At 73.2% G+C, this 21,786-nt stretch carries 21 protein-coding genes and 1 pseudogene; 16 read left to right on the top strand and 6 right to left on the bottom strand.

Annotated elements, in window-relative coordinates; genetic code table 11:
- Window positions 1-64 precede the first annotated feature (64 nt).
- Entirely contained in the window at window positions 65-1,963 is a 1,899-nt protein-coding gene (locus tag ACZ4A5_RS11605; RefSeq protein WP_467581538.1) for a hypothetical protein, read from the top strand.
- A gap of 188 nt (window positions 1,964-2,151) precedes the next feature.
- Here ACZ4A5_RS11605 and ACZ4A5_RS11600 read toward each other — a convergent pair whose 3' ends face one another.
- Window positions 2,152-2,607 (bottom strand): MarR family winged helix-turn-helix transcriptional regulator, encoded by a 456-nt coding sequence (locus tag ACZ4A5_RS11600; RefSeq protein WP_467581536.1) that lies wholly within the window; start codon window positions 2,605-2,607, stop codon window positions 2,152-2,154.
- 119 nt (window positions 2,608-2,726) lie between these two features.
- Between ACZ4A5_RS11600 and ACZ4A5_RS11595 the strand changes: the two genes are divergently transcribed.
- The 9 genes and pseudogenes from ACZ4A5_RS11595 (at window position 2,727) to ACZ4A5_RS11555 (ending at window position 11,605) form a co-directional block, all read left to right on the top strand.
- Window positions 2,727-3,119 (top strand): nuclear transport factor 2 family protein, encoded by a 393-nt coding sequence (locus ACZ4A5_RS11595; RefSeq protein ID WP_116152849.1) that lies wholly within the window; start codon window positions 2,727-2,729, stop codon window positions 3,117-3,119.
- A 103-nt stretch (window positions 3,120-3,222) separates the two neighbouring features.
- Entirely contained in the window at window positions 3,223-4,695 is a 1,473-nt protein-coding gene (locus ACZ4A5_RS11590) for an FAD-dependent monooxygenase (RefSeq protein ID WP_467581533.1), read from the top strand.
- A 445-nt stretch (window positions 4,696-5,140) separates the two neighbouring features.
- Window positions 5,141-5,728 (top strand): TetR/AcrR family transcriptional regulator, encoded by a 588-nt coding sequence (locus ACZ4A5_RS11585; RefSeq protein WP_467581530.1) that lies wholly within the window; start codon window positions 5,141-5,143, stop codon window positions 5,726-5,728.
- A 76-nt stretch (window positions 5,729-5,804) separates the two neighbouring features.
- On the top strand, window positions 5,805-7,025 hold the full coding sequence (locus ACZ4A5_RS11580; RefSeq protein WP_467581527.1) for an MFS transporter: 1,221 nt from the start codon (window positions 5,805-5,807) through the stop codon (window positions 7,023-7,025).
- A gap of 49 nt (window positions 7,026-7,074) precedes the next feature.
- The gene (locus ACZ4A5_RS11575) at window positions 7,075-8,004 is read left to right on the top strand and encodes an MBL fold metallo-hydrolase (protein ID WP_467581524.1); all 930 of its coding nucleotides are present in this window, start codon (window positions 7,075-7,077) and stop codon (window positions 8,002-8,004) included.
- Between the two features lie 162 nt (window positions 8,005-8,166).
- On the top strand, window positions 8,167-8,376 hold the full coding sequence (locus tag ACZ4A5_RS11570; protein ID WP_467581522.1) for a hypothetical protein: 210 nt from the start codon (window positions 8,167-8,169) through the stop codon (window positions 8,374-8,376).
- The gene (locus ACZ4A5_RS11565) at window positions 8,363-9,754 is read left to right on the top strand and encodes an amidase (protein WP_467581520.1); all 1,392 of its coding nucleotides are present in this window, start codon (window positions 8,363-8,365) and stop codon (window positions 9,752-9,754) included. Before ACZ4A5_RS11570 ends, ACZ4A5_RS11565 begins: the two co-directional genes overlap by 14 nt.
- Window positions 9,755-9,907: 153 nt before the next feature.
- Window positions 9,908-10,609: pseudogene (locus ACZ4A5_RS11560) on the top strand (hypothetical protein); the annotation flags it as partial.
- A gap of 360 nt (window positions 10,610-10,969) precedes the next feature.
- Complete coding sequence (locus tag ACZ4A5_RS11555; RefSeq protein WP_467581730.1) at window positions 10,970-11,605, top strand: response regulator transcription factor; 636 nt, start codon at window positions 10,970-10,972, stop codon at window positions 11,603-11,605.
- Here the strand turns inward: ACZ4A5_RS11555 and ACZ4A5_RS11550 are convergent.
- Window positions 11,544-12,737, bottom strand: coding sequence for a sensor histidine kinase (locus ACZ4A5_RS11550; protein ID WP_467581518.1), 1,194 nt, complete (start codon window positions 12,735-12,737; stop codon window positions 11,544-11,546). The genes ACZ4A5_RS11555 and ACZ4A5_RS11550 overlap by 62 nt on opposite strands.
- Window positions 12,738-13,002: 265 nt before the next feature.
- Here ACZ4A5_RS11550 and ACZ4A5_RS11545 point away from each other — a divergent pair, with 265 nt between their 5' ends.
- Window positions 13,003-13,818 (top strand): AfsR/SARP family transcriptional regulator, encoded by an 816-nt coding sequence (locus tag ACZ4A5_RS11545; RefSeq protein ID WP_467581516.1) that lies wholly within the window; start codon window positions 13,003-13,005, stop codon window positions 13,816-13,818.
- A gap of 18 nt (window positions 13,819-13,836) precedes the next feature.
- On the opposite strand, the gene ACZ4A5_RS11540 is transcribed toward ACZ4A5_RS11545, so the two are convergent.
- Window positions 13,837-14,268 carry a nuclear transport factor 2 family protein gene (locus ACZ4A5_RS11540; protein ID WP_467581511.1) on the bottom strand — a complete coding sequence of 144 codons (432 nt, stop codon included), beginning with the start codon at window positions 14,266-14,268 and terminating at the stop codon, window positions 13,837-13,839.
- 239 nt (window positions 14,269-14,507) lie between these two features.
- On the opposite strand from ACZ4A5_RS11540, the gene fabG reads away from it, so the two are divergent.
- From fabG to ACZ4A5_RS11525, 3 genes are read left to right on the top strand one after another with little or no spacing between them, the layout of a single operon-like run.
- Complete coding sequence (gene fabG / locus ACZ4A5_RS11535) at window positions 14,508-15,293, top strand: 3-oxoacyl-ACP reductase FabG (protein WP_467581508.1); 786 nt, start codon at window positions 14,508-14,510, stop codon at window positions 15,291-15,293.
- Window positions 15,293-16,033: an SDR family NAD(P)-dependent oxidoreductase gene (locus ACZ4A5_RS11530; protein ID WP_467581505.1), complete on the top strand. Its 741-nt coding sequence runs from the start codon at window positions 15,293-15,295 to the stop codon at window positions 16,031-16,033. The genes fabG and ACZ4A5_RS11530 overlap by 1 nt, the downstream gene beginning before the upstream one ends.
- Before the next feature lie 36 nt (window positions 16,034-16,069).
- On the top strand, window positions 16,070-17,107 hold the full coding sequence (locus ACZ4A5_RS11525; RefSeq protein WP_467581502.1) for an LLM class flavin-dependent oxidoreductase: 1,038 nt from the start codon (window positions 16,070-16,072) through the stop codon (window positions 17,105-17,107).
- On the opposite strand, the gene ACZ4A5_RS11520 is transcribed toward ACZ4A5_RS11525, so the two are convergent.
- Both ACZ4A5_RS11520 and ACZ4A5_RS11515 read right to left on the bottom strand, forming a co-directional pair.
- Window positions 17,102-17,650: a hypothetical protein gene (locus tag ACZ4A5_RS11520; RefSeq protein WP_467581499.1), complete on the bottom strand. Its 549-nt coding sequence runs from the start codon at window positions 17,648-17,650 to the stop codon at window positions 17,102-17,104. The two genes, ACZ4A5_RS11525 and ACZ4A5_RS11520, sit on opposite strands and share 6 nt — an antisense overlap.
- Before the next feature lies 1 nt (window position 17,651).
- Complete coding sequence (locus ACZ4A5_RS11515; RefSeq protein WP_467581496.1) at window positions 17,652-18,482, bottom strand: SAM-dependent methyltransferase; 831 nt, start codon at window positions 18,480-18,482, stop codon at window positions 17,652-17,654.
- Window positions 18,483-18,699: 217 nt separating this feature from the next.
- Here ACZ4A5_RS11515 and ACZ4A5_RS11510 point away from each other — a divergent pair, with 217 nt between their 5' ends.
- The gene (locus tag ACZ4A5_RS11510) at window positions 18,700-19,590 is read left to right on the top strand and encodes a TIGR03619 family F420-dependent LLM class oxidoreductase (RefSeq protein ID WP_467581493.1); all 891 of its coding nucleotides are present in this window, start codon (window positions 18,700-18,702) and stop codon (window positions 19,588-19,590) included.
- On the opposite strand, the gene ACZ4A5_RS11505 is transcribed toward ACZ4A5_RS11510, so the two are convergent.
- On the bottom strand, window positions 19,553-20,254 hold the full coding sequence (locus ACZ4A5_RS11505) for a TetR family transcriptional regulator (protein ID WP_467581490.1): 702 nt from the start codon (window positions 20,252-20,254) through the stop codon (window positions 19,553-19,555). The genes ACZ4A5_RS11510 and ACZ4A5_RS11505 overlap by 38 nt on opposite strands.
- A 64-nt stretch (window positions 20,255-20,318) precedes the next feature.
- Between ACZ4A5_RS11505 and ACZ4A5_RS11500 the strand changes: the two genes are divergently transcribed.
- Window positions 20,319-21,785 carry a DHA2 family efflux MFS transporter permease subunit gene (locus tag ACZ4A5_RS11500; RefSeq protein ID WP_467581487.1) on the top strand — a complete coding sequence of 489 codons (1,467 nt, stop codon included), beginning with the start codon at window positions 20,319-20,321 and terminating at the stop codon, window positions 21,783-21,785.
- Window position 21,786: the final 1 nt, after the last annotated feature.

Here is a 21,786-nt window from a genome sequence, read left to right as displayed (position 1 = left end):
GAGAAGGCGTACATCGACCACCCCCGGACCGCTCGGCCCGGGGCCGACGCGAGAGGACGGACCATTGACGAGACACACTCATCCGGCGACGCGGGGCCGTCGACGGCGCTGGACGGCCGCTGTGGTCGCCGTCCCGGCCGTGCTGGCGGCACTGGCCGCGAACGTGACGCTCACCGCCACGACAGCGCGGGCCGTGAACGGTGACGGGAGTTCGCCGTTCGCCACGTACAACATGCACGGTTCCGACAACGGCTTACGGTGGCGCTCGGAGATCCAGCCGCTGGCCGCGAACAATCAGGTGGTGATGGTGCAGGAGGCGGGTGCCGGGCCGCCCTTGCCGAGGGACGACCACCGGACCAACTTCCGGGGTATCCGGCTCACGCCGAACCGCGATCCCCAGCCCAGTTCCGTCACGTTCGTGACCTGGCCGGAAGCCGGCCCGAACCGCAGCGACCGCTATGTGTACTACCTCCAGACCGACCCCCGCAGGGTCGGCGCCACGGCCCTGGACACCTGGGACGGCGGCCAGATGAACCTGGCGACGGTCACCGACACCCCGGCCAACGAGGTCCGCGTGCTGGAGAACACGTTCTACAACCCGGACCCGAACGCCCCGAACAACCGCTACCGGGCGCGCCCCTTGCTCGGTCTGCGGTTCGGCAACACCTGGTACTGGAACACCCATGCCCGCGGTGAGGACGTGACCGGGCGGGCGGGCATGCCCGGACTGCTCGACCAGGTCCGCACCTTCATGGCCACACCGGGCCAGGGCGGCCGGAACTGGGTGCTGGCCGGCGACTTCAACGTGAACATCCTCAACCGCACCGACGGTCAGGCCCGCAACCAGTCGCTGCACCTGCGCGCGGGCGAGAATCTGCTGCGGACCGGCCGGCCGACGTACATCGGCGGCGACGAGCCCAGCGAGCTGGACTACGCGGTCACGCACGGCCTGCCGGGCGGCTTCACCGCGGCCGTCCCGGGCGGCGGGGGATCCGACCACGTGCCCGTGCTCTTCGCCCGCACCCCGCCGCCGGCCCAGCCGCCGCGTGCGTCGCACGTCTTCCACAGCGTGCTGGCCACCCCGACGGGGCGGCTGCTTCAGGAGAACCCGGACCGCTCCTTCGCGGTCGGGGACGCCCGCTACAACGGCAGCCAGACCTTCGAGATGTTCACCACCGGGGCGCTCACCCACTACCTGCGGAACATCGACACGGGCGACTGCATCGCCCTCGCGCCCAGTGCCCGCCGGGACGCGGCCTCCCCGATCGTGGCGGGCAAGTGTGACGACCCGCGCGCGCAGTGGACGGTCAGCCACCTGGAGGACGACCCGAAGCCGACCGAGGACGGCGGGGGACCGCAGCGCTGGCGGAACGTGGCCTTCCCCGGCCTTTGCCTGACTCCGGGCAACACCTCGGTGACCGCCACGCCGTGCACCGACAACCCCGGCCAGCGGTGGTGGGACAGCGCGGCCTCCGTGCCCGCGAGCTGGCAGACGACCGGCGACAACGTACGCCTGGAGTCCGCGTTCCTCGGCGGCAGGCTGCGGCGGGCCGGCAACGTCCCCGGGACCTTCGTCTACACGGCGCCCACCCCGCCCCGCTGGTGGTGGATCTACTGGCTGGCCTACGAGCGCAAGGACTTCGGCTGGAACATCCAGCGGATCAGCCGCGACGACAACCTGGTCCGCTTCCAGAGCCTCGACGGCACCAACCAGTGCCTGGGCAGCCGGGACGAGCACGCCACCACGCGAACGGGTGCCGTGCTCCAGGGCTGTGACGACCCCCGCGGCGTCGCCGGCGCCGGACAGCGCTGGCTGGCCGAGGCATACGCGGACGGCACCGTCCGCTACCGCAACGAGGCCAACCACCTGTGCCTGCTGGCCCCCGACGCCGACCACGGCACCGTCAGCCTCTACAAGTGCGAGGACATCCCCGCCGAGCGCTGGAACGCGGTGACTCCCTGAACCCCACCGGGCCGCCTGGACCTCCGTACCACCGGGCCGGGCGGCCCGGATGCCGTCCACCGTGGGGGGGTGAGCCGGTTCAGGAACGCGTGCTGTCGACTGGCGAACAGCACCTCTCGCTCCCCCGTAGTCCTTGTGAAGGCTGAGCTTGCGCGCCGAACTGGCGGGCCCCGTGCGCCCGTTGGCGGTCAGTGGTGTTCGTCGGCGAACGGGCCCTCTTCGACGAAGCGGCGCAGCTGGCGCGCGAAGGTCTGGGCGTCCGCCTGTGGCCAGGTGGCGAGCGAGGACTCGATGCCGGCCGCCAGTCGCTGCCTGGTGGCCGACACGATGCTGTGACCCTGCTCGGTCAGCGCGAGGAGGGTCGCGCGGCCGTCGGCCGGGTCGGGCTGGCGCTGGAGCAGGCCGGCCTGCTCCAGCCGGTCGGCTCTGCGGGTCACGGTGGTGCGGTCCAGGCCGATCTCACGGCCCAGGTCGGCGGCGCTGCACGCCCCGGTCCGGGCCAGGCCGCTGAGGACCGGGTAAGTGAGGTCGTCGACCGCTTCCCCCAGCCCCTCGGTCAGCTGGGTGTAGAGGCGGGCGCGTGTGCTCCGCCGGAGGAGCAGTCCCAGTGCGTCGGCGATGTCGTGTCCCGTCGAGTTCTTCACCCCTCCAGATTAGCGTGCGCGGCGCACGCTTTTCCTGTACGGTCATAAGCGTGCCTCAAGCACGCATCTCCGACCGATGCCCGGCGGGCCAACTCCCGCACCCGACCGAAGGAATCCCCATGAACCGCACCGACGCCCGCGCCGCCCTCACCGACCTGCTCCTCACCCCGGGTCTCGACCTCGACGAGGCCGCCGACCGGCACTTCGCCCCCGACTACCGCCAGCGCACCGACGGGAGCTGGGCGAACCGCACCGAGTTCCTCGCCCACATCGCCCACCTGCGCACGGTCGTCGCCGGTGGCTCGGTCGAGGTGCACGACGAGCTCTCGTCCGGCGACCGCTACGCCGACCGCCACACGATGGAGGTCATCAAGACCGACGGCTCCACCGTCCGCATGGAGGTCTACCTCTTCGCCGAGTTCGCCCCCGACGGCCGCTTCCGCCGCATCGAGGAGACCACCCTCATGCTCGAAGGCGCCGACGCCGACCGGAACCTCGGCAGCGCCCGCTGAGCCGCATCGCCCACCCGACACCATGAGGCCGCCGCCCTGCCCCAGCGCATCGGCGCGCGGCCGTCATGGCGCGTCATCCGAGAAATGAGAGGAAGTGGTCGTCGTGCTCGACGTGCTCATCGCCGGGGCCGGCCCGGTGGGGCTCTGGCTCGCCGCGGAGCTGCGCCTGCACGGGGTGGAGGTGGCCGTCGTGGAACGCCGGGCGGCACCGGACGGACGGTCGCGCGCGGTCGGCATGCAGGCCGGCACGCTGGACACCTTCGCCACCCGCGGCCTCGCGGAGCGGTTCATCGAACGCGGCACCTCGGTGCCGACCGGCCACTTCGGCGCGGCGACCACCCGGCTGGACTTCTCCACCGTCGGGGCGGTGCACCCCTTCATGCTGGCGCTCGGTCAGTCCGTCACCGAACGCCTCCTGGAGGAGCACGCGGTCGCCGTGGGCGCCCGGGTGCTGCGCGGGGAGGAGGTCGTCTCGCTCACCCAGGGGCCGGACGCCGTCGAGGTGGTGATCCGGGCCAAAGGCACCCATCGGAGCGTGCGGGCCCGCTGGGTGGTGGGCTGCGACGGCACCCGCAGCGCGGTTCGCCAGACGGCCGGCATCGGCTTCCCCGGGCAGGACACCACCCTGACCGGCTGGCTCGCCGACGTCGAACTCGACGATCCGCCCGCCGCGCCGCTCGCCGCCACCGGGCCGGCCGGTTCGTTCCTGGCGGCCCCGATCGGCGACGGCGTCCACCGGCTGGCGGGCCTCTCCACGGCCACCATGCACCATGGCACCGGCGAACCGCTGACCCTGGAGGAGGTGCGCGAGCAGACCCGCGCGCTGCTGGGGCGTGACCTGGGCATCCGCAACCCCCGGTGGCTCTCGCGCTACGGCAATGCCACCCGCCAGGCCGCGCGGTACCGGGCCGGACGGGTGCTGGTGGCCGGGGACGCGGCGCACATGTTCTTCCCGGCCGGCGGGCAGGGCATGAATCTCGGTATCCAGGACGCCACCAACCTGGGCTGGAAGCTGGCCGCCACCCTCGAGGGCCGGGCACCCGACGGACTGCTCGACAGCTACGACACGGAGCGCCGGCCGGCCGCCCGCGCCGTCATCGACAACACCCGGGCGCAGCTCGCCCTGTTCGCCGCCGCGAGCCCGGAGCAGATCGCGCTGCGCGAGGTCTGGTCCGCCGCGCTCGCCGAACCGCGGACCAACCGCCTCTGGGCCCGCCGGATCGCCGGATTCGACGACCCGCTCCCCGCCGGCACGACTCCCGGCGCGCACCCGCTGAACGGCACCCGGCTGGCCGGCCTCGCCCTGGCCGCGGCCGACGCACCCACCGCCCACCCGTGGATGCACCACGGCCGACCACTGCTGCTCGACCTCGGCGGGACGCGGACACCGTGCTTCGCGGATGGCCTGGAGCGGCGGGCGGGAACCGTCAACGCCGGTGCGGCGCACGCGATCTGGCGGGACGTCACCGCCGTCCTGATCCGGCCGGACGCCCGGATCGCCTGGGCCGGCACCGACACCGACCCGCGGCGCCGGGCCGCGGACTGCCTCGCCGCCCTGCGCACTTTTTGCCGGTGAAGCCGCTCGACGGGCCCATCCGCCGGGCCCCGCTCGCTGATCCTCCGCCGGGTCCTACCCGCCGGGCCCCGCTCGCTGGTCCTCCGCCGGGCCCCACCGCGGGCCCCCTCGGCGGCCCTCTCTCACGGATCAGGCCGGATCAGCGCGCGGCCGGTCCCACCACGGATCGGGGTGGGTGGCCCTCGGTCCTGAGATCGCTGTGGGTGGCGGCCCTCGTCCTGAGATCGTTGGGCGTGACCCTCGGCCCTGCGAGGTCCGCGGTCATGACGCGGCGGGCCCGGGGCCTTCAGGAGGTGCCGCGTTCGAGGCGATGACCGTGTTCGAGGAGATGGCCGCGTCGAAGCGGGCTCCGGCGCGGGCGAGAGTGACGAGGTGGGGTGCGTTCACAGCCCGCCCCAAGGCCCGGTCCTCCCGAACGCAACTTCTTCGCATTAAGCTGGGTGGCATGAGTGCCCGAGCGACCACACGCCCCGGCGGGCGCAGCGCCCGCGTCCAGCAGTCCGTGCACCAGGCCGTCCGTGATCTGGAGGCGGAGGTGGGGCGCGACGCGCTCACCGTGCCGCTGATCGCCGCCCGCGCCGGAGTGACGCCGTCCACCATCTACCGGCGCTGGGGGGACCTGCGGGAACTGCTGTCCGACGTGGCCGTCGAGCGGCTGCGCCCCGACACCCCGCCGGCCGATCACGGCAGCCTGCGGGCGGACCTGGAGGCGTGGACGACGCAGTTCGCGGAGGAGATGTCCTCGACGGCGGGCCGCACGTACATCCGCGATGCCCTGGTGGGCGACCCCGAGCAGGGCAACGCGGTGCGCTGCTCCGACTACGCCGCCGAGCAGTTGAAGGCCATCGGCGTGCGCGCGGCCGGGCGCGGGGAGGCCGTGCCCGATGTGGAGAGCCTGCTGGATGTCGTCGTCGCCCCCCTGATGTACCGCATCCTGTTCCGCCCCTCGGATCTGTCGGCGGCCTACACCGACCACCTCGTGGCGACGGCGCTCGGCGGCCGGAGTTCCGCTCCCCCCACACCTAAAAGCTAAAGGTTTGCGTTTTGCGTGCCGGGGGACTTACTCTTCCTAACGCAAAGCGTTTGCCTTTAGGTGTGAGAGGTGCTCCATGCTCAGCGTCGCGGCCCCGCCGTCCCCTTCTCGCCGTCCGCCCGTGCTGGACCGCCGCAGCGCCTTCCCCCTCCACGCCTCCGTCCTCGTAGCCCTGCTGGCCGCCTCGAGTGCGCCGACCCCGCTCTACGCCCTCTACCAGGCCGAATGGCACTTCTCGGCGATGACGGTCACCGTCGTGTTCAGCGCCTACGCGCTCGCCCTGCTCGGGGCACTGCTGACCGCGGGCACGCTCTCGGACCACCTGGGCCGGCGCCCGGTCCTCACCGGCGCGCTGCTCGCCGAAGCCGCCGCGATGGCCGTCTTCGCCACCGCCCAGGGCGTGACGGCGCTGATCGCCGCCCGGATCCTGCAGGGCCTGGCCACCGGCGTGGCCACCGCCGCCGCCGGAGCCGCCCTGCTCGACTTCGAGGACCCCGAGCGCCCGGGCCGGGCGGCGCTCGCCAACGGCATCACCCCCGTGGCCGGCATGGCGGCCGGCGTGCTGGCTTCGACCGCCCTCGCGCAGTACGCCCCCGCCCCCACCCGCACCGTCTACCTCCTGCTGCTCCTGCTGTTCACCGCGCAGGCGGCCGCGGTGCCGCTCACCGCCGAGACCGCGCACCCCCACTCCGGTGCGTGGCGCTCCCTGCGTCCCGGCGTCGCCGTCGCCCCCGCCTCCCTCCCGGCCATGCGGCTTCTCGCCCCCGGCGTCGTCGCCGCCTGGGCGCTGGGCGGCTTCTACTCCTCCCTCGGCCCCTCGCTCGCCCGGCTCATCGCCCCGCACACCTCCCGCGCCACCGGCGGCCTGGTCTTCTTCACCCTGACGGCAGCGGCCGGCCTCGCCGTCCACGCCGCGCGGCCGCTGCCCGCCCGCACCGCGAGCTCCGTCGGCTCCGCGCTCCTGATCCCGGGGGCCCTGCTGACCCTGAGCGCGCCCCATCTGCACAGCCTGCCCGCCCTGTTCGCCGGCACCGCCCTGGCGGGCACCGGCTTCGGCGCCGTCACCCAGGGCGCCCTGCGCCTGCTGCTGTCCCCGGCCGCCCCGGGTGAACGCGCCGGCACACTCGCCGCCTACTACGTCATCAGCTACCTGGCCATGAGCATCCCCGCCGTCCTCGCCGGCCTGCTGACCAACCTGTACGGCCTGCGGACCGCCGTCTCGCTCTACGCCGTGGCGGTCATCCTGCTGACCCTGACCGGCCTCGCCCGCGCCGTGCGGCAGCCGGGCACCGGCTGACCGATCCTGCTCTCCCGCCCCGCACCGCCGCATTCGAAAGGACCCACCGATGAACCCCGCGCCCCCGCAGGCCACTTCCTCCACCACCGCGGGATGGAGCCTCGGCGACATCGCCGTACGCCGTGTCGACGAGATCGAACTGCCGCGCCAGACCGGACCTTGGCTGCTGCCGGACGCCACCAAGGAGGTGCTGGACGAGGCACCGTGGCTGCGCCCCGACTTCGCCGACACCGACGTCCCCCGCCTGGCGAGCCACAGCTTCGCGGTGGAGGCGGGCGGGCTGCGGATCCTCGTGGACACCGGCATCGGCAACGGCAAGACCCGGGCCAACCCGGCCTGGGACGGTCTCGACACCGACTTCCCGCAGCGCCTGGCAGCGGCCGGCTTCGCGCCCGAGTCCGTGGATCTGGTCATCACCACGCACCTGCACACCGACCACGTCGGCTGGAACACCCGCCTCGCCGGTGAGGACTGGGTTCCCACCTTCCCGGGCGCCCGCTACGTCACCAGCCGCACCGAATGGGAGCACTGGGCCGCCACCGATCTGGACGAGGCCCGCGCCCAGATGTTCCGCGACTCCGTCACCCCCGTCCGCGCCGCCGGACAGTACGACCTCGTGGACGTGCCCGAGCAGGGGCACGAGGTGGCGCCGGGCGTCTTCCTGGTGCCTGCCCCGGGCCACACCCCGGGGCAGATCGCCGTGGAACTGCGCGGCAGTGACCGCCAGGCGCTGATCACCGGCGACAGCATCCACCACCCCGTGCAGCTGTCCCACCCCCATGTGCACAGCTGCGTCGACATCGACCCCGCCCAGGCGATCCGCACCCGCGCCCGGCTGCTCGACGCCCTGGCGGACACCGACGCGCTGCTCCTGGGCACCCACTTCCCGCGGCCCACGGCCGGCACCGTCCGCCGGGAGAACGGCCGTTACCGGCTGCTGGCCGAGCGCGGCACCGAGATCCCGGCCATCGCGGCCTGACCACGCGGCCGGTCCCCGAGTGGCCGGTCCCGCTCGGCCGCTCCCGCACGGGCCGCCGGGCTACGGCGGCGTCCGCGACCGCCTCAAGCGAATCCTTGGCCTTCAGGGCGTCGGTCACGACGCTGCTCCACCCTCCACCCTCCACCGAGAGCGAGAACCCCCATGTCCGCCGTCGAACTCACACCGCCGGAGGCCGCCCGCTGGGCCGCCCGCGCCGGTCTGGTGCTGCCCACCGAGCGCCACGCCGCGGTCGCCGCGGTCGCCAACCACATCCACAGCGTCGTCGCGGTCCTGCGCGAGCTGGACTTCGCGGACGTCCCGCCCGCCGCCGCCTACCGCGCCGGAGAGGAGAAGCACGATGGAGCCGTATGAGCTGTCCCTCGCCGCCGCCGCGGACGCGATACGTGCCCGGCGGCTGTCCCCCGTCGAACTGGTCGACTCCGTCCTCGAGCGCATCGAGAAGGCGGAGCCGCGTCTCGGCGCCTACGTCACTGTCGCGGCGGAGCAGGCCCGCCGGGCGGCGGTCGAGGCCGAACGCGAAGCGGCGCAAGGTCGTTACCGGGGGCCGCTGCACGGCATCCCGATGGGTCTCAAGGACCTGATCGATGTCGCTGGGATGGCCACCACGGCCAGCTCCCGGGTGCGTGCCGGCCATCGCGCGCCTACGGACAGTACGGTCGCCGCGCGGCTGAGCGCGGCCGGCGCGATCCTGCTCGGCAAGACCCACACCCACGAATTCGCGTTCGGCCTGACCACCCCGCAGACCCGTAACGCCTGGGACCCCGGCCGGGTCGCCGGCGGCTCCAGCGGCGGCTCCGCGGTCGCCGTCGCTTCGGGCACCGCGACCTTCGCCCTGGGCACCGACACCGGCGGGTCGATCCGGGTGCCCGCCGCGCTCAACGGGGTCGTCGGCCTCAAGCCGACCTACGGCCTGGTCCCCCGTCACGGCGTCACCTCCCTGTCCTGGTCGCTGGACCACGTCGGCCCGGTCACCCGCACCGTCGAGGACGCGGCCCTGGTCCTGTCCGCGCTGGCCGGACACGACCCGCGCGACCCCGCCTCGCTGTCCGTGCCCGTCACGGACTACCGGCCCGGTGCCGGCACGGACCTGACGGGGCTGCGTGTCGGGGTGCCGCGCACCTATTACTTCGACCACGTCCACCCGGAGGTGGAGACCGCCGTCCGGCAGGCCATCGGGCAGCTGGAGGCCCTGGGCGCCCGGCTCGTCGAGGTCGACATCCCGATGACCCGCTACATCCAGGCCACCCAGTGGGGCCTGATGGTGCCGGAGGCCGGTGCCTACCACGAGGACAGCCTGCGCACGGTCCCCGAGCTGTACCAGGAGGACGTCCGCATCCTCCTGGAGGCGAGCGAGTTGATGAGCGCCCGTGACTACGTACGCGCTCAGCGCTCCCGCACCCTCATGCGCGCCGAGTGGGCGCGGATGCTGGAGGAGGTCGACGTGATCGCCGCCCCGAGCGTCCCGATGCCCGCGGTCGGCGCCGACGAGGACACGGTCACCTGGCCCGACGGCACGGCCGAGAGCGTCTCCGACGCCTATGTGCGCCTTTGTGCCCCCGCCAACATCACCGGTGTGCCCGCCCTGACCGTTCCGGCCGGCCACGACGCGGCGGGCATGCCCCTCGGCATGCAGCTGCTCGGCCGGCCCCTCGGTGAGCCCACGCTCCTGCGGGTCGGCCACGCCTACGAGCAGACGCGGCCCGCCCGGGCACTCGCCACAACGGTGTGACCCTTCGCGCTGCCCGGCCGGCGCGCGGCACCTCGCGGGCCGGGCAGCGACCCGGCGGAGACGGCGCGCGCATCGCATCCCGCGTGCGCCGCCCTGCCGGGCGCCCGTGGTCACCGCGTTTCGTCACCCCGCCGCGCAGGCAGTATCAGGTCGATGAGCCGCTTCCCTCGCCTCTCGTTTGGCAGACGAATCCGGTTTCGCGGTCGAGCGGCATGTCGTCCAGGATCCGGCCGAGTGCGCGATCGAATCGTGGGCGTCTGCCCATCTGGTGCGTCCGCTGTCACCGGAACGGCCGTTGTGGGAGCTGCGGTTGATGCCGCGTCCGGTGGGGGGTGGTACGGGTTGATGTTGCGGATGCATCACGCCCTGGCCGATGGGCAGTCGGGGGGTGACGATGATGCGTACGCTCCTGGACGGCCCGGGGCGCGAGCTCCCCAGGCCCCGTCGGCACCCCGGTCGCAGCGATCCGCGTCGTATCGCCGAGAGATTTCTGGAGCCGGGGCTCGCTGTTCCGCTGCCTCAACACTGTTCACCCGGGCTCGACTTGGCCTGGGCGCCGGTCGACGCGCCGTCGGCTACACCGTCATCGGCATGTCGGTCGGCTATCTGGCCCTGGCCATGGGCGCCGGACGCTCGAACTGCGGCGCCAGAAGGCGGCGTTACAGGTCCAGGGCGACACCGGCTACGGCAACCCCCAGTTCGGCCGCGACCTCACCAGGACCGTCAGCCTGGGCGGCAACGGCCAGTTCACCCGGCTGTCCGCGCTGGACGGACTCGCTCACCGAGGACCTGGACCTGGCCATCAGCCTGGCCGTCGGCGGCTGGCGGCTGCGCACCACCGCCCATGCCTCCGTCGACCAGCAGGGCGTGAGCGACTCGCGGCGGCTGATCCGGCAGCGCACCCGCTGGTACCAGGAACTACCTGTCGTTCCTGTGCGCGTGGCGCGCCCTCTTCCGGATGATCCGGGGAAGCACGGGCTGGACGAAGACGACCCGGGAGGCGGAACCGGCCGTCTGCTGAGCGCCGCCGGGGCGCGGGCGGCTCGAAAACGGCGCATACCCCCAGCGCATCTTGGCGCCAACGTGCCTCCATGCAGAAGAATATGGCGAGAAAGGGACGATTGTTCGGGTAAGGGGTCCGTAGGCTGGAACTTCCAGCGAGTGGGCCGCGTTCGGCGGAAAGTGGTCCAAGGGCGCGAGCATCACGGGGGAACGGTGATCCGGATCCTGCTGGCCGAAGACATGCACATGGTCCGGGGGGCGCTGGTCGCGCTGCTCCGTCTCGAAGCGGACTTCGAGGTGGTCGCCGAGGTGGCGGACGGGCGGGGCATCATTCCCGCGGTGCTGACCCTGCGCCCGGACGTCGCGATCCTCGACATCCACCTGCCGGGCTCCAACGGCCTCGACGCCGCCCGGCGGGTGAACGAGCTGGCGCCCGAGTGCAAGGTCGTCATCCTCACCGCCCTGGAGGAGCGGGGCACCGTGCGCAAGGCGCTCGACGCCCAGGTCAGGGGCTTCCTGCCGAAGGACGCGCCGCCCGCGGAACTCGCCGCCGCCATCAGGGCGGTCGTGTCGGGCAGGCGCGTGATCGACTCCCGGATACCGCCCGCCGCGTGGGAGAACGACGACGGGCCCCTCGCCTCGCCGGCCTGCGGCAGCCCGCTGACGGCGCGCGAGACCGATGTCCTGCAGCTGGCCGCCGACGGCAATTCCGCCGAGGAGATCGCGCGCGCCACGCACTTGTCTACCGGCACCGTGCGCAACTACCTGACCTCCACCGTCACCAAGCTCACTGCACGGAATCGGCTGGACGCCGTCCGGATCGCGAAGGAGCGGGGCTGGATCCGCTGAGCTCCCGGGCCGGATGCACCGGGCACTCCGCGCGGACGAGGAACCGGCCCCGGCCGTGCGGGCCCGCCCGGAAGACGCCCCCCGCCTCCTCCAGCCTGCGGGCCAGGTTGCACAGCCCGCCGTCCCGGCGGCGGGCCATGCGCCGCCGGGCGTCCCCCGGCGCGCCGTCGTTCCACAGGGTCAGCACCAGCCTGTCTCCCGACGGCACGACCGTGATGCGGCACTCGCGCGCCGCGCTGTGCCGCAGGATGTTCGTCACCCCTTCCCGGACCACGGTGGCCAGCACGGTCCCGGTCTCCTCCTGCTGGGTCGGCCGGGCGTCCTCGATCCGTACGGCGATGTCGGCCGCCACCAGCACCCGGGCGGCGGAGCTGAGTTCGGCGGTGAGCGAGAGCCTTCGGTAGCCGTGGGCGACGCACCGCACGTCGGCGAGGGCCTGCCGTGAGATGTCGACCATCTCCCGCAGCTCGATCCGGGCGCGCGCGGCCTCCTCGTCGGCCCCGCCGCGGATCAGACGGTCCGTCAGCTCTCCCTTGAGGGTGATGGCGGAGAGGCTGTAACCCAGCAGGTCGTGCAGGTCACGGGCGACCCGCAGCCGCTCCTCCTGCACCGCGAGCCGGGCGATCTCGTCCCTGGCCCGGCGGAGCTCCACGCTCCATGTGGCCAGCAGGGTCATGCCGTACACCATCAGACCGTTCACCGTGCAGGAGAGCACCCCGATGCCGATGCCGAGCGGGTGCTGGCCGACCATCCAGGCGTAGACCCCGGTGAAGCCGGCCGTGCCGCAGAACACGGCGACCGAGTAGGGCGGGGCGAGGGTGATCAGCATGGAGCCCGCCAGGAAACCCGGCATCCCGCCCCAGGCGAGGCCCAGGACGGGCAGCAGTCCGTAGGTGAGCGTGGCCTGGGCCAGGAGTACCGCCCACCGCGCGGCGCGAGCCCGGGTGGGCCGGTCGGCGCAGTGCACGCCCTGGAGCGAGAGCATCAGGACGAAGCCCACGAGGAACAGCGCCACATGGGAGGCCGGAGGATGGGATTGCAGGAGGTTCAGGAAGCCGAGGGCGGCCACCGCGGACATGACGGAGAGGATGATGCACGTAGCGAACCAGTACGGCGGCTCACTCCTGGTCATAACCACCATGCGTCCTGCCCGTCCGAGCGAAGTTCCAGCGGTCTTTCCGGTAGTGGGGGCTATTACCCCGGCGGCGAACCGACTGTAGCCCAGCGGCTGTTGGATGGAGCCACCCCTCGGAACGATTTCGGCGGCACGGAATTGTGAATTCCTCACACGCGCGTGGTGCTTTCACCGCCCACCCGGTGACGGTCTCACTGTCCTGCGGCCGGTGCGTGGTGGGAGCCTCGGGCCAGGACCTGATTCCACCGATCGGAAGGCGTACATGGACATCGAAGTGCTGGGGGAGCTGGCGATGTACGAGAACGGGGTATCCATTGTGCCCAGTGCCGGGAAGCCACGGCAGGTTCTCGCCCTGCTCTCCTTGTGGTCGGGACGCGTCGTCCCCGTGACGACACTGATGGAAGAGCTGTGGGGCGACGAGATCCCCCGCAGCGCCGCCACCACGCTGCAGACGTACATACTTCAACTGCGCCGGCGCATAGGAGCCGCCCTGCGGCAGTCGTCGGCCGCCGGTGACCGCTCGCCGAAAGACGTCCTCGCGACGGCCTTCGGCGGGTACCGCATGACGGTCACGCCGGGAAGCTGCGACTGGACCCAGTTCCAGCAGTGGGCGGCACCGGGCCACAGGGCCCTCATGGCCGGGGACGCCCGTGCCGCCTCCGCGCATCTGACGCGTGCCCTCGCCCTGTGGCGGGGTCCCGCCCTCGTCGACGTCCCGGCCGGGCGGGTGCTGGGTCTCGAGGTCCTCTATATGGAGGAGACCCGCATGCAGGCGCTGGAGGAACGTATCGAGGCCGACCTGCGGCTGGGCTATCACGCCGTGCTGCTGGGCGAGTTGCGCACCCTGGTCGCGCGGTATCCGCTGCACGAGAACTTCTGCGCCCAGCTGATGACGGCGCTGTGCCGCTCGGGCAGCCCCTGGCGGGCGCTCCAGGAGTTCCGGGAGCTGCGCGAGCGCCTCCGCCGCGAGCTGGGCGTCGAGCCCTCGGCCCGGCTCCAGCGGCTCCACTGCGCGGTGCTGTCGGGCGCTCCCGAGCTCGACGGGGAGGGGGCGTACGCGCAGGGGCGGCCCGCCTGAGGCCGGTGCTCCGGCGCGTCAGTCGAGGTGGTCGTGGGAGATGGTCCGGGACCGGGTGAGCACGCGCTCCCCGTCCACCTCGAGGACGTCGCGCACCACACAGCTGGGGGCGATCTCCGGCTCCCGCCGCCCCGGCCGGACGGTGACCACCAGCGCGTACACCGTGGAGTGGATGCTGCCGTCCGGCTGGGGGGTCAGGGCGATGTGGTCGAACCAGTGCCGCCGCCGGACCGGCTCGCCCGCGAACCGCTCGTGGAACGCGACCAGTTCGGCGACGATCGCCGCCCGGCCCCGGGCCGGCGCGACGGCGGGGGAGTGCTGGAAGCTGCCGTCCTCCGTGAAGGTCAGCGCGTACTCCTCGAACCGGCCCGCGTCCAGGGCCTGCATCTGATGCGCGTAGAAGTGCTGGATCCGCGAGTGGACCTCGGTGTCGACGGCGGTTGCGCTCATCGGTGCTCCTCGGAAAGTGGCGTACGGGGCCGCCGCCCAGGCTGGTGGCGCGGCCTCGAAGCCCCCTCGAAGGAACGGACCTCCGGGCTCCACCCGGCTTCCACTTGCGCTCTAGGCGGCCTGCCGACGCTCGCGTCGTCCGGACCGTGCCCACCGACCAGAAGTCCACAACCAGAAGCCCACCGGCAAGAAGCCCACCGACGACAAGCCCACCGACGACAAGACGGGACCGACAGCGCATGAGCGAGACGGAAAAGCCCGTGGCCCTGGTGACCGGAGCGACGAGCGGCATCGGCAAGGAGATCGCCCGCCGGCTGGCCCGGCGGGGCGCCCGCGTCCACATCTGCGCCCGCGACAAGGGCGAACTCGACAAGGTGACAGGCGAGTTGTGCGACGCGGGAGGTGAGGCCGACGGTGCCGTGTGCGACGTCTCCCGGCCCGAGCAGGTCAAGGAGTACGTGCGGACGGCGGTCGACCGCTTCGGCCCCGTCGGCATCCTGGTCAACAACGCGGGCCGCAGCGGCGGCGGCGCGACGGCGGAGATCACCGACGAGCTCTGGTTCGACGTGATCGGCACCAACCTGAACAGCGTCTTCCTGATGACCCGGGAGGTGCTCACCACCGGCGGCATGCTGGCGGCCGGGCGCGGACGCATCGTCAACATCGCCTCGACCGGCGGCAAGCAGGGCGTGGTGCACGCCGCGCCCTACTCCGCCTCCAAGCACGGCGTGGTCGGCTTCACCAAGGCGCTCGGCCTGGAGCTGGCCAGGACCGGCATCACCGTCAACGCGGTCTGCCCCGGGTTCGTCGAGACTCCCATGGCGCGGCGCGTCAGGGAGCACTACGCCGGCATCTGGGGCGTCAGCGAGCGGGAGGCGTACGACCGCATCACGACCAGGGTGCCGCTGGGCCGCTATGTCGAGCCCCGGGAGGTCGCCGCGATGGTCGAATACCTCGTCGGGGACGACGCCGCGGCGGTGACCGCGCAGGCCCTGAACGTCTGCGGTGGACTGGGGAACTACTGATGGCCGCTCCCGCGCGCGTCGCCCTGGTGACCGGCTCCTCCTCGGGGATCGGCCGGGCCGTCGCGGTCCGCCTCGCCGCCGAGGGGATGCGGATCGTCGTCAACTCCGCCCGTTCCACCGAGGCCGGCGAGAAGGTCGCGAGCTCGCTGCCGGACGCGGTCTACATCCGGGCCGATGTCTCCGACGAGGACGAGGCACGCCGCCTGGTGTCCTCCGCCGTCGGGCACTACGGCCGCCTCGACCTCCTGGTGAACAACGCGGGCGGCACCCGCGTCATCCCGCACGCCGACCTGGAGGCGGCCACGCCCCAGGTGTGGCGGGAGATCCTCGGGCTCAACGTGATCGGCACCTGGCAGACGACCGTGGCGGCCATGTCCCATCTGACGCGGTCGGGGGACGGGGCGGTGGTGAACATCTCCTCCGTCGCCGGCAGCCGGCCCGCGGGCAGTTCCATCCCCTACGCGGTGAGCAAGGCGGCCATCGAGCACATGACCCGCCTGCTGGCCAACACGGTGGGCCCCCGGGTCCGCGTCAACGCCGTCGCCCCCGGCCTGATCGAGACGGCCTGGACCCGCGACGACGAGTTCTTCGCGCCGATCGCCGAGAAGGTGCGCCAGGGCACCCCGCTGCGGCGCGTCGGCCTGCCCGAGGACGTGGCCGAGGCCGTGCTGGCCCTGTCCCGCGCCGCGTACACGACCGGGCAGGTGCTGCTGGTCGACGGCGGCGCCCACCTGATCTGACGGACCCGACCGGACGCAGGAGACGCAGGAGGGGCCATGCGGCTCGGTGCCACCATCCCGTACCAAGGGACAGTACAACTCGCTCGCGCGGCGGAGGAGTTGGGGTACGACGTGCTGCTGGCGCCGGAAGGCTACCGGTCCGACGCCGTCAGTGTGCTGGGGCTCCTCGCCGGGGCCACCCGCCGCATCGGCCTCGCCTCGGGCGTCATGCAGATCCCGGCGCGCCCGCCCGGCGCGACGGCGCTCACCGCCGCCACCCTGGACGCCCTGAGCGGCGGCCGGTTCCGGCTGGGCCTCGGGGTGTCCGACCCCGCTGTCTCGCAGGGGTGGTACGGCGTGCCGTTCGACCGGCCCCTGGCCCGCACCCGGGAGTACGTCGGCATCGTGCGACGCGCGCTGGCCGGCGGGCCGGTGACCCACGACGGCGAGCACTACCGGCTGCCGGACCCCGCGGGCGGCGGGGCCGCGCCGCTGCACCTGCGCACGGAGCGGCCCGGCCGGCGGATCCCCGTCTATCTGGCGGCCGTCGGCCCGCGTGCCCTGCGGCTGGCGGGTGAGATCGCGGACGGCTGGATCGGGGTGTTCACCCCGCCCGAGGCGGTCGCCCGGGCGGTCGCCGTGATCGGTCAGGGGCGGCGGACGGCCGGTCTGGGCATGGCGGGCTACGACGTCCTGCCGAGCCTGCCGGTCGCGGTCGCCGACGACGTGGGCAGCGCGGTGGACAGTCTCCGCGGTCAGTACGTGCATCTGCTGGGGATCGGCGATCCCGAGCGGAACGTGCACTGCGGACTGGCGCGGCGGCTCGGCTACGGGCCGGCCGTCGGCCTGCTCCGCGAGCGGCTCGCGGCCGGTGACCCCAAGGGGGCCGCGGCCGCGCTGCCCGAGGAGTTCATCGACCGCACCGCTCTGGCCGGCCCCGTGCCGAGGCTGGCCGAGCGGATGACCGCCTACGCCGAGGCGGGCGTCACCACGCTGGGGGTGATGGTGTCGGCGGCCGCCGCGACGCCGGACGGACGCATCCGGATCCTGCGCGCGGCGGCCGAGGCGCTCGAACTGGCGGGTGTGGCGTCATGAGCGCGGTCCGACGGGCGTGACCGTCAGCAGCGGGGAGCGGTCGGGGTGGCCCACGACCGTGCCCCGCCTGCCGTCCGAGTGCCGGGTCCAACGGTAGCTCCACGCCGGGTCGTCGAACGACGGCCCGGCGAGCCCCGTGCGCACGGCGGCGCCGCTGCCGTCGGCCCGCAGCGTCCACCGCAGGGCGGGGAGGGTGAACGGCGCGCCCGGGCCGAACGGTCCGGGCACGCGCAGGACCACACCCGCGGCCGTCGGGTCGAGGCGGGCGTCCGCGCCGGACGCGTCGCCGCCCGTGAGCGCGTATTCCAGCACCCGGGCCCCGGCCGGCGCCGCGAAGCGCAGCGCGATATGGCTGACGCCGCTGCTGAGCCGGGGGTTGAGGGTGATCGGATCCGGCGCCAGGACGATGTCGAACTCCTCGCACCGCGCCACCGAGCGGGGCGCGGTGGCGGTGAAGCGGAGGGTGTACGGGATCGTGTGGTCGTCACCGTCCGGCTCGGTGTGGACCCGGCAGACCAGCGACAGCGCGACGGCCGTCTCCACGTCAGCCCTCCCGGACGGCCGCGGCCAGTCCGCTGAGCCGGTCCCGGTCCGGGACGGGAGCCGGCCTGCCGCGCCCGTACCGCTCGAGGAGCGCCGCCCGGGTCGGGGCGTCCCGTACGGTCCAGCCGTGGCCCGTCAGCCATCCGGCCGGGTCGTCGAGCGTGGACAGCCAGGAGGCCCCCAGCCCGTCGAGGGTGTCGGAGGTGGCGGCGAGGTTGCCCCGCTTGGTCTCCGAATCCAGGTGGTCCAGTGCCAGCTCCGAGCCCGGGGCGGAGAGGTGTCCGATGCGCTCGGCCAGCAGGTCGTTGTCCGCCGTGGAGAGGTAGGGCAGCAGCCCCTCGGCCAGCCACGCGGTGGGCGCCGACGGGTCGAAGCCGGCGGCGCGCAGTGCCCGCGTCCAGTCCTCGCGCAGGTCGGCCGCGAGCACCGTACGCCGGCAGGAGGCGACCGCGCCCTCCCGGGAGAGCACCTCCTCCTTGAAGGCCAGCAGCGCCGGAAGGTCGAGCTCGAAGAGGCGCGTCCCGGCCGGCCAGGGCAGCCGGAACGCGCGGGTGTCGAGCCCGGCGGCGAGGAGCACCACCTGGCGGCGGCCACGCTCCGCGCCGCGGAGCAGATAGTCGTCGAAGAAGCGGGTGCGTATCGCGACGTATCCGCTGAAGGCCCCCATGCCGGCCACGGCGCTCGCCCCGACCGCGTCCACGAAGGCCCGTGCGTACGGGTCCTTGAACAGTCCGTCCGTGCGGTCGCTCTCCATGGCCCGGCCGATGGCGATGCCGACGGCCGTCAGGCTGACGCCGGTGGGCAGGTCGCGTCCGGTGGTGCTCCCGTTCATCCCGGCTCCCCTTTCTCTCGTCTTCTCCCGCTCTCCCGCCGTACGCGCGGGCTGCGGCGGATGCTGGTGCGCACGGCTGGAGGGGGCCTCGAAACTCCCTGGAAACCGGGGAGCGCGCCGATGTTGCCCGGAAGGCGGTGGCGGCCGGCCCTGCCCGGTGGCATCGTGGGCCCGGTGCGATACGACAACTCCCCCGCTCCCACCGGAGGTTGACGACGTGACCAGCCCGCTCCGGGTCGGTGGTGACCTGCCCTACTTCGGCACCCGCCAGGAACTCCACGACTATGTCCAGGCGTTCGAGGAGCTGGGCTATCGGCACCTCGCCTTCGGTGAGCACGTGCTGCCCGCCCGGGCGCCGAACTGGCCTTCGTCCGTGCCGCCGTGCGACCCCTGGCACGAGGCGTTCACCCACGCCGCCTTCGTGGCGGCGCTCACCTCGCGCGTCGAGATCGCACCGTCGGTGGTGCTGCCGCTGCGCTCGGCGGGCATGGCGGCCAAGCAGGCCGCCGAGATCGACCTGTTCTCCGGCGGGAGGCTGCGGCTCTGCGTCAGCGTGGGCTGGAACCGCGAGGAGGTCCGCGCCCTGGGCGCCGACCCGGCGACCCGCGGCCGCCTGCTCGAGGAGCAGGTGGAGGTGATGCGGCTGCTGTGGACCGAGCCGTTCCTCACCTACCGGGGTGAGCTGATCGAGATCGAGGACGCGGCCGTCAACCCCCGCCCGGAGAAGCCGATCCCGGTGTGGATGGGGGGTGGTGACTTCGAGGGCGGCGGGGTGCCCCGGCCGGCCGTCCTCGACCGGATGGCCCGGATCGCCGACGGCTACCGGATGTTCGGCCCGCTGATGCGGAACCTCGACGCCGGGCTCGACGTGGTCCGGCGGCTGCGGGAGCTCGTGGAGAAGCACGGCCGGGATCCCGGGGACTTCGGCGTCGAGGCGCGCGTCCCGCTGCAGATGCTGCCCGAGGACGCCTGGGTGGAGCGGGTGGAGACCTGGCGGCGTGCCGGGGCCTCGCACCTCACGCTCTCCAACCGGCGCGGGGCGGGCGGGGCGGACGCGGAGATCGCCCGGCTCACCCGGTTCCGTGAGCTGACCCGGGGTCTGTGGTAGCCAACTGCCGCAGCAGCAGCCGGATCTGCTCACTGTAGCGCTCCCGGAACTCGGGCGACCGGGGGTCGAGCCCGGACGCCTCCCGCGCGGTGTGCGGCATCACGATGGGGGCCATCACCATGCCCATGACCGCCAGCCGCAGGAAGCCCGTGTCCAGGTCCGGGGAGAACTCGCCGCGCTCCCCGGCCCGCCGCAGCCGGTCCAGGTCGGTGTCGATCGCCGACGCCTCCTCCGGCGTGTGCTGGTCGTCGCCCGCGAGCCCGCGCCAGATGGCCAGTCTGGCCGGCCGGGGGTCGGCCAGGCCGCGCTCGAGATACTGGACGGCGACCTCCTCCAGCGGCGTGTTCTCCTCGGTGAACAGCGCCTCCCGCTCCGCCCATTCGCGCTGCAGCTCGCGGTAGAGGCCGTCCTTGCCCCCGAAGTAGTAGCTGATCAGCTGCTTGTTGACACCCGCGCGGGTGGCGATGTCCTGCACCCGGGCGCCTGCCAGGCCATGCCGGGCGAACTCCTCCAATGCCGCGTCGAGCAGCAGGGCGCGCGACCGCTCGGCGTCGCGCTGCCGCTCGTCGGCCCGGGGGGCCCGGCGCGGCCGGGACCGCGCCGCGGAGGCGTCCTCGGGGGCGGCTGTGGCGGGGGCCGAGATGCCGGCCTTCTTCGTCGTCATGGGGCCACTCTAATCAATCATCCGGGTGGTTGACAGAGTCAGTCGATGGGATGACCATGGGAGCATGGCTGCACAAGATGAGCAGACGCGTACGCCCGGGCTCACTCGCGAAGTACGTCAGGCCGTGCTCGTGGTCCTGCTCGGCGCGATCCTCGCCTTCCTCGACTCGACCGTCGTCAACGTGGCTCTGCGCCACCTCTCCCTCGACTTCGACACCTCGCTGGACACGGTCCAGTGGGTCGTCACCAGCTATCTGCTGGCCCTCGCCGCGGTGACCCCGATATCCGCCTGGGCCGCCAGGCGGTGGGGCTCCCGCACGCTCTACGCCGTGGCGCTCGCCGTCTTCACCGTCGCCTCCGCGCTGTGCGGCCTGGCCGGTTCCGCCGAGCAGCTGATCGGCTTCCGGGTGCTCCAGGGCATCGGCGGCGGCCTGATGATGCCCGTCGGCCAGGCGATCCTCGTGCGGGCCGCCGGGCCCCAGGGGCTGGCCCGGGTGATGAGCGCGATCGGGGTGCCGATGGTGCTCACCCCGGTCTTCGGCCCGACCGTCGGCGGGCTGCTGCTCGACCACGCCGGCTGGGAGTGGATCTTCTGGATCAATGTGCCGATCGGCGTGCTGGCCCTCTATCTGACCCTGCGTCTCCTCCCGCGCGACCGCCGGGAGGAAGCGGGCCCGCTGGACGCGATCGGCCTCTTCCTCGTCTCCACCGGCGTCGTGGGGATCACCTACGGACTGGCCCAGGCGGGGCAGCGCGGCGATCTGCTCGACGCCCAGGTCGTGGTGCCCTTCCTCGCCGGTCTCGCCCTCACCGCCGTCTTCGTGCTGCGGTCCGTCCGGATCGAGCGTCCCCTGCTCGACCTCCGGCTCTACGGCAACCGCATGTTCGCCGCGTCCTCCTTCGCGACCTTCGCCATGGGCGCGGCCATCTTCGGCGGCATGGTCCTGATGCCGCTGTACTACCAGGTGGTCCGGCACGAGGACGCCGTGCACACCGGCCTGTTGCTGGCCCCGCAGGGGCTGGGCGCCGCGGTCGCGATGTGGCTCTCCGCGCGGCTCTTCGAGAAGATCGGCACGCTCACCGCCGTCATCGGCGGGGTCGTCTGCGTCGCCGCCACCGTGCCGTTCGTGCTGATCGGAGCCACCACCTCCTACTGGCTGCTGAGCCTGGCCATGGTCGTCCGGGGGTTCGGCATCGGCCTGGCCAGCATGCCCGCCATGACGGCGGCCTTCCGCGCCCTGCGACCGGAGCAGGTCGGCGACGCCACCCCGCAGCTCAACATGCTCCAGCGGGTGGGCGGTTCCATAGGCACCGCGCTGTTCGTCGTGGTGCTCCAGCAGCACCTCGACGACGCCGCGGGCCGTCCGGGCGAGCAGGCGTCCGGCTTCGGCACCACGTTCGTCTGGGTGCTGGCCGCCGCCCTGGTCGCGATCCTGCCGGCCGTGCTGATGACGGCGCTGGAGCGGCGTGCGGCGGCCTCCCAGGTGGCGGAGGCCGCCGAGGCGGACGCCCGTGGTGCGCCCACCGCCTGAC

Source organism: Streptomyces sp. NPDC025618 (genome assembly GCF_055558795.1).
The sequence above is the reverse complement of the archived record's forward strand: the minus strand, read 5'-3'. Positions and strand labels throughout refer to the sequence as shown.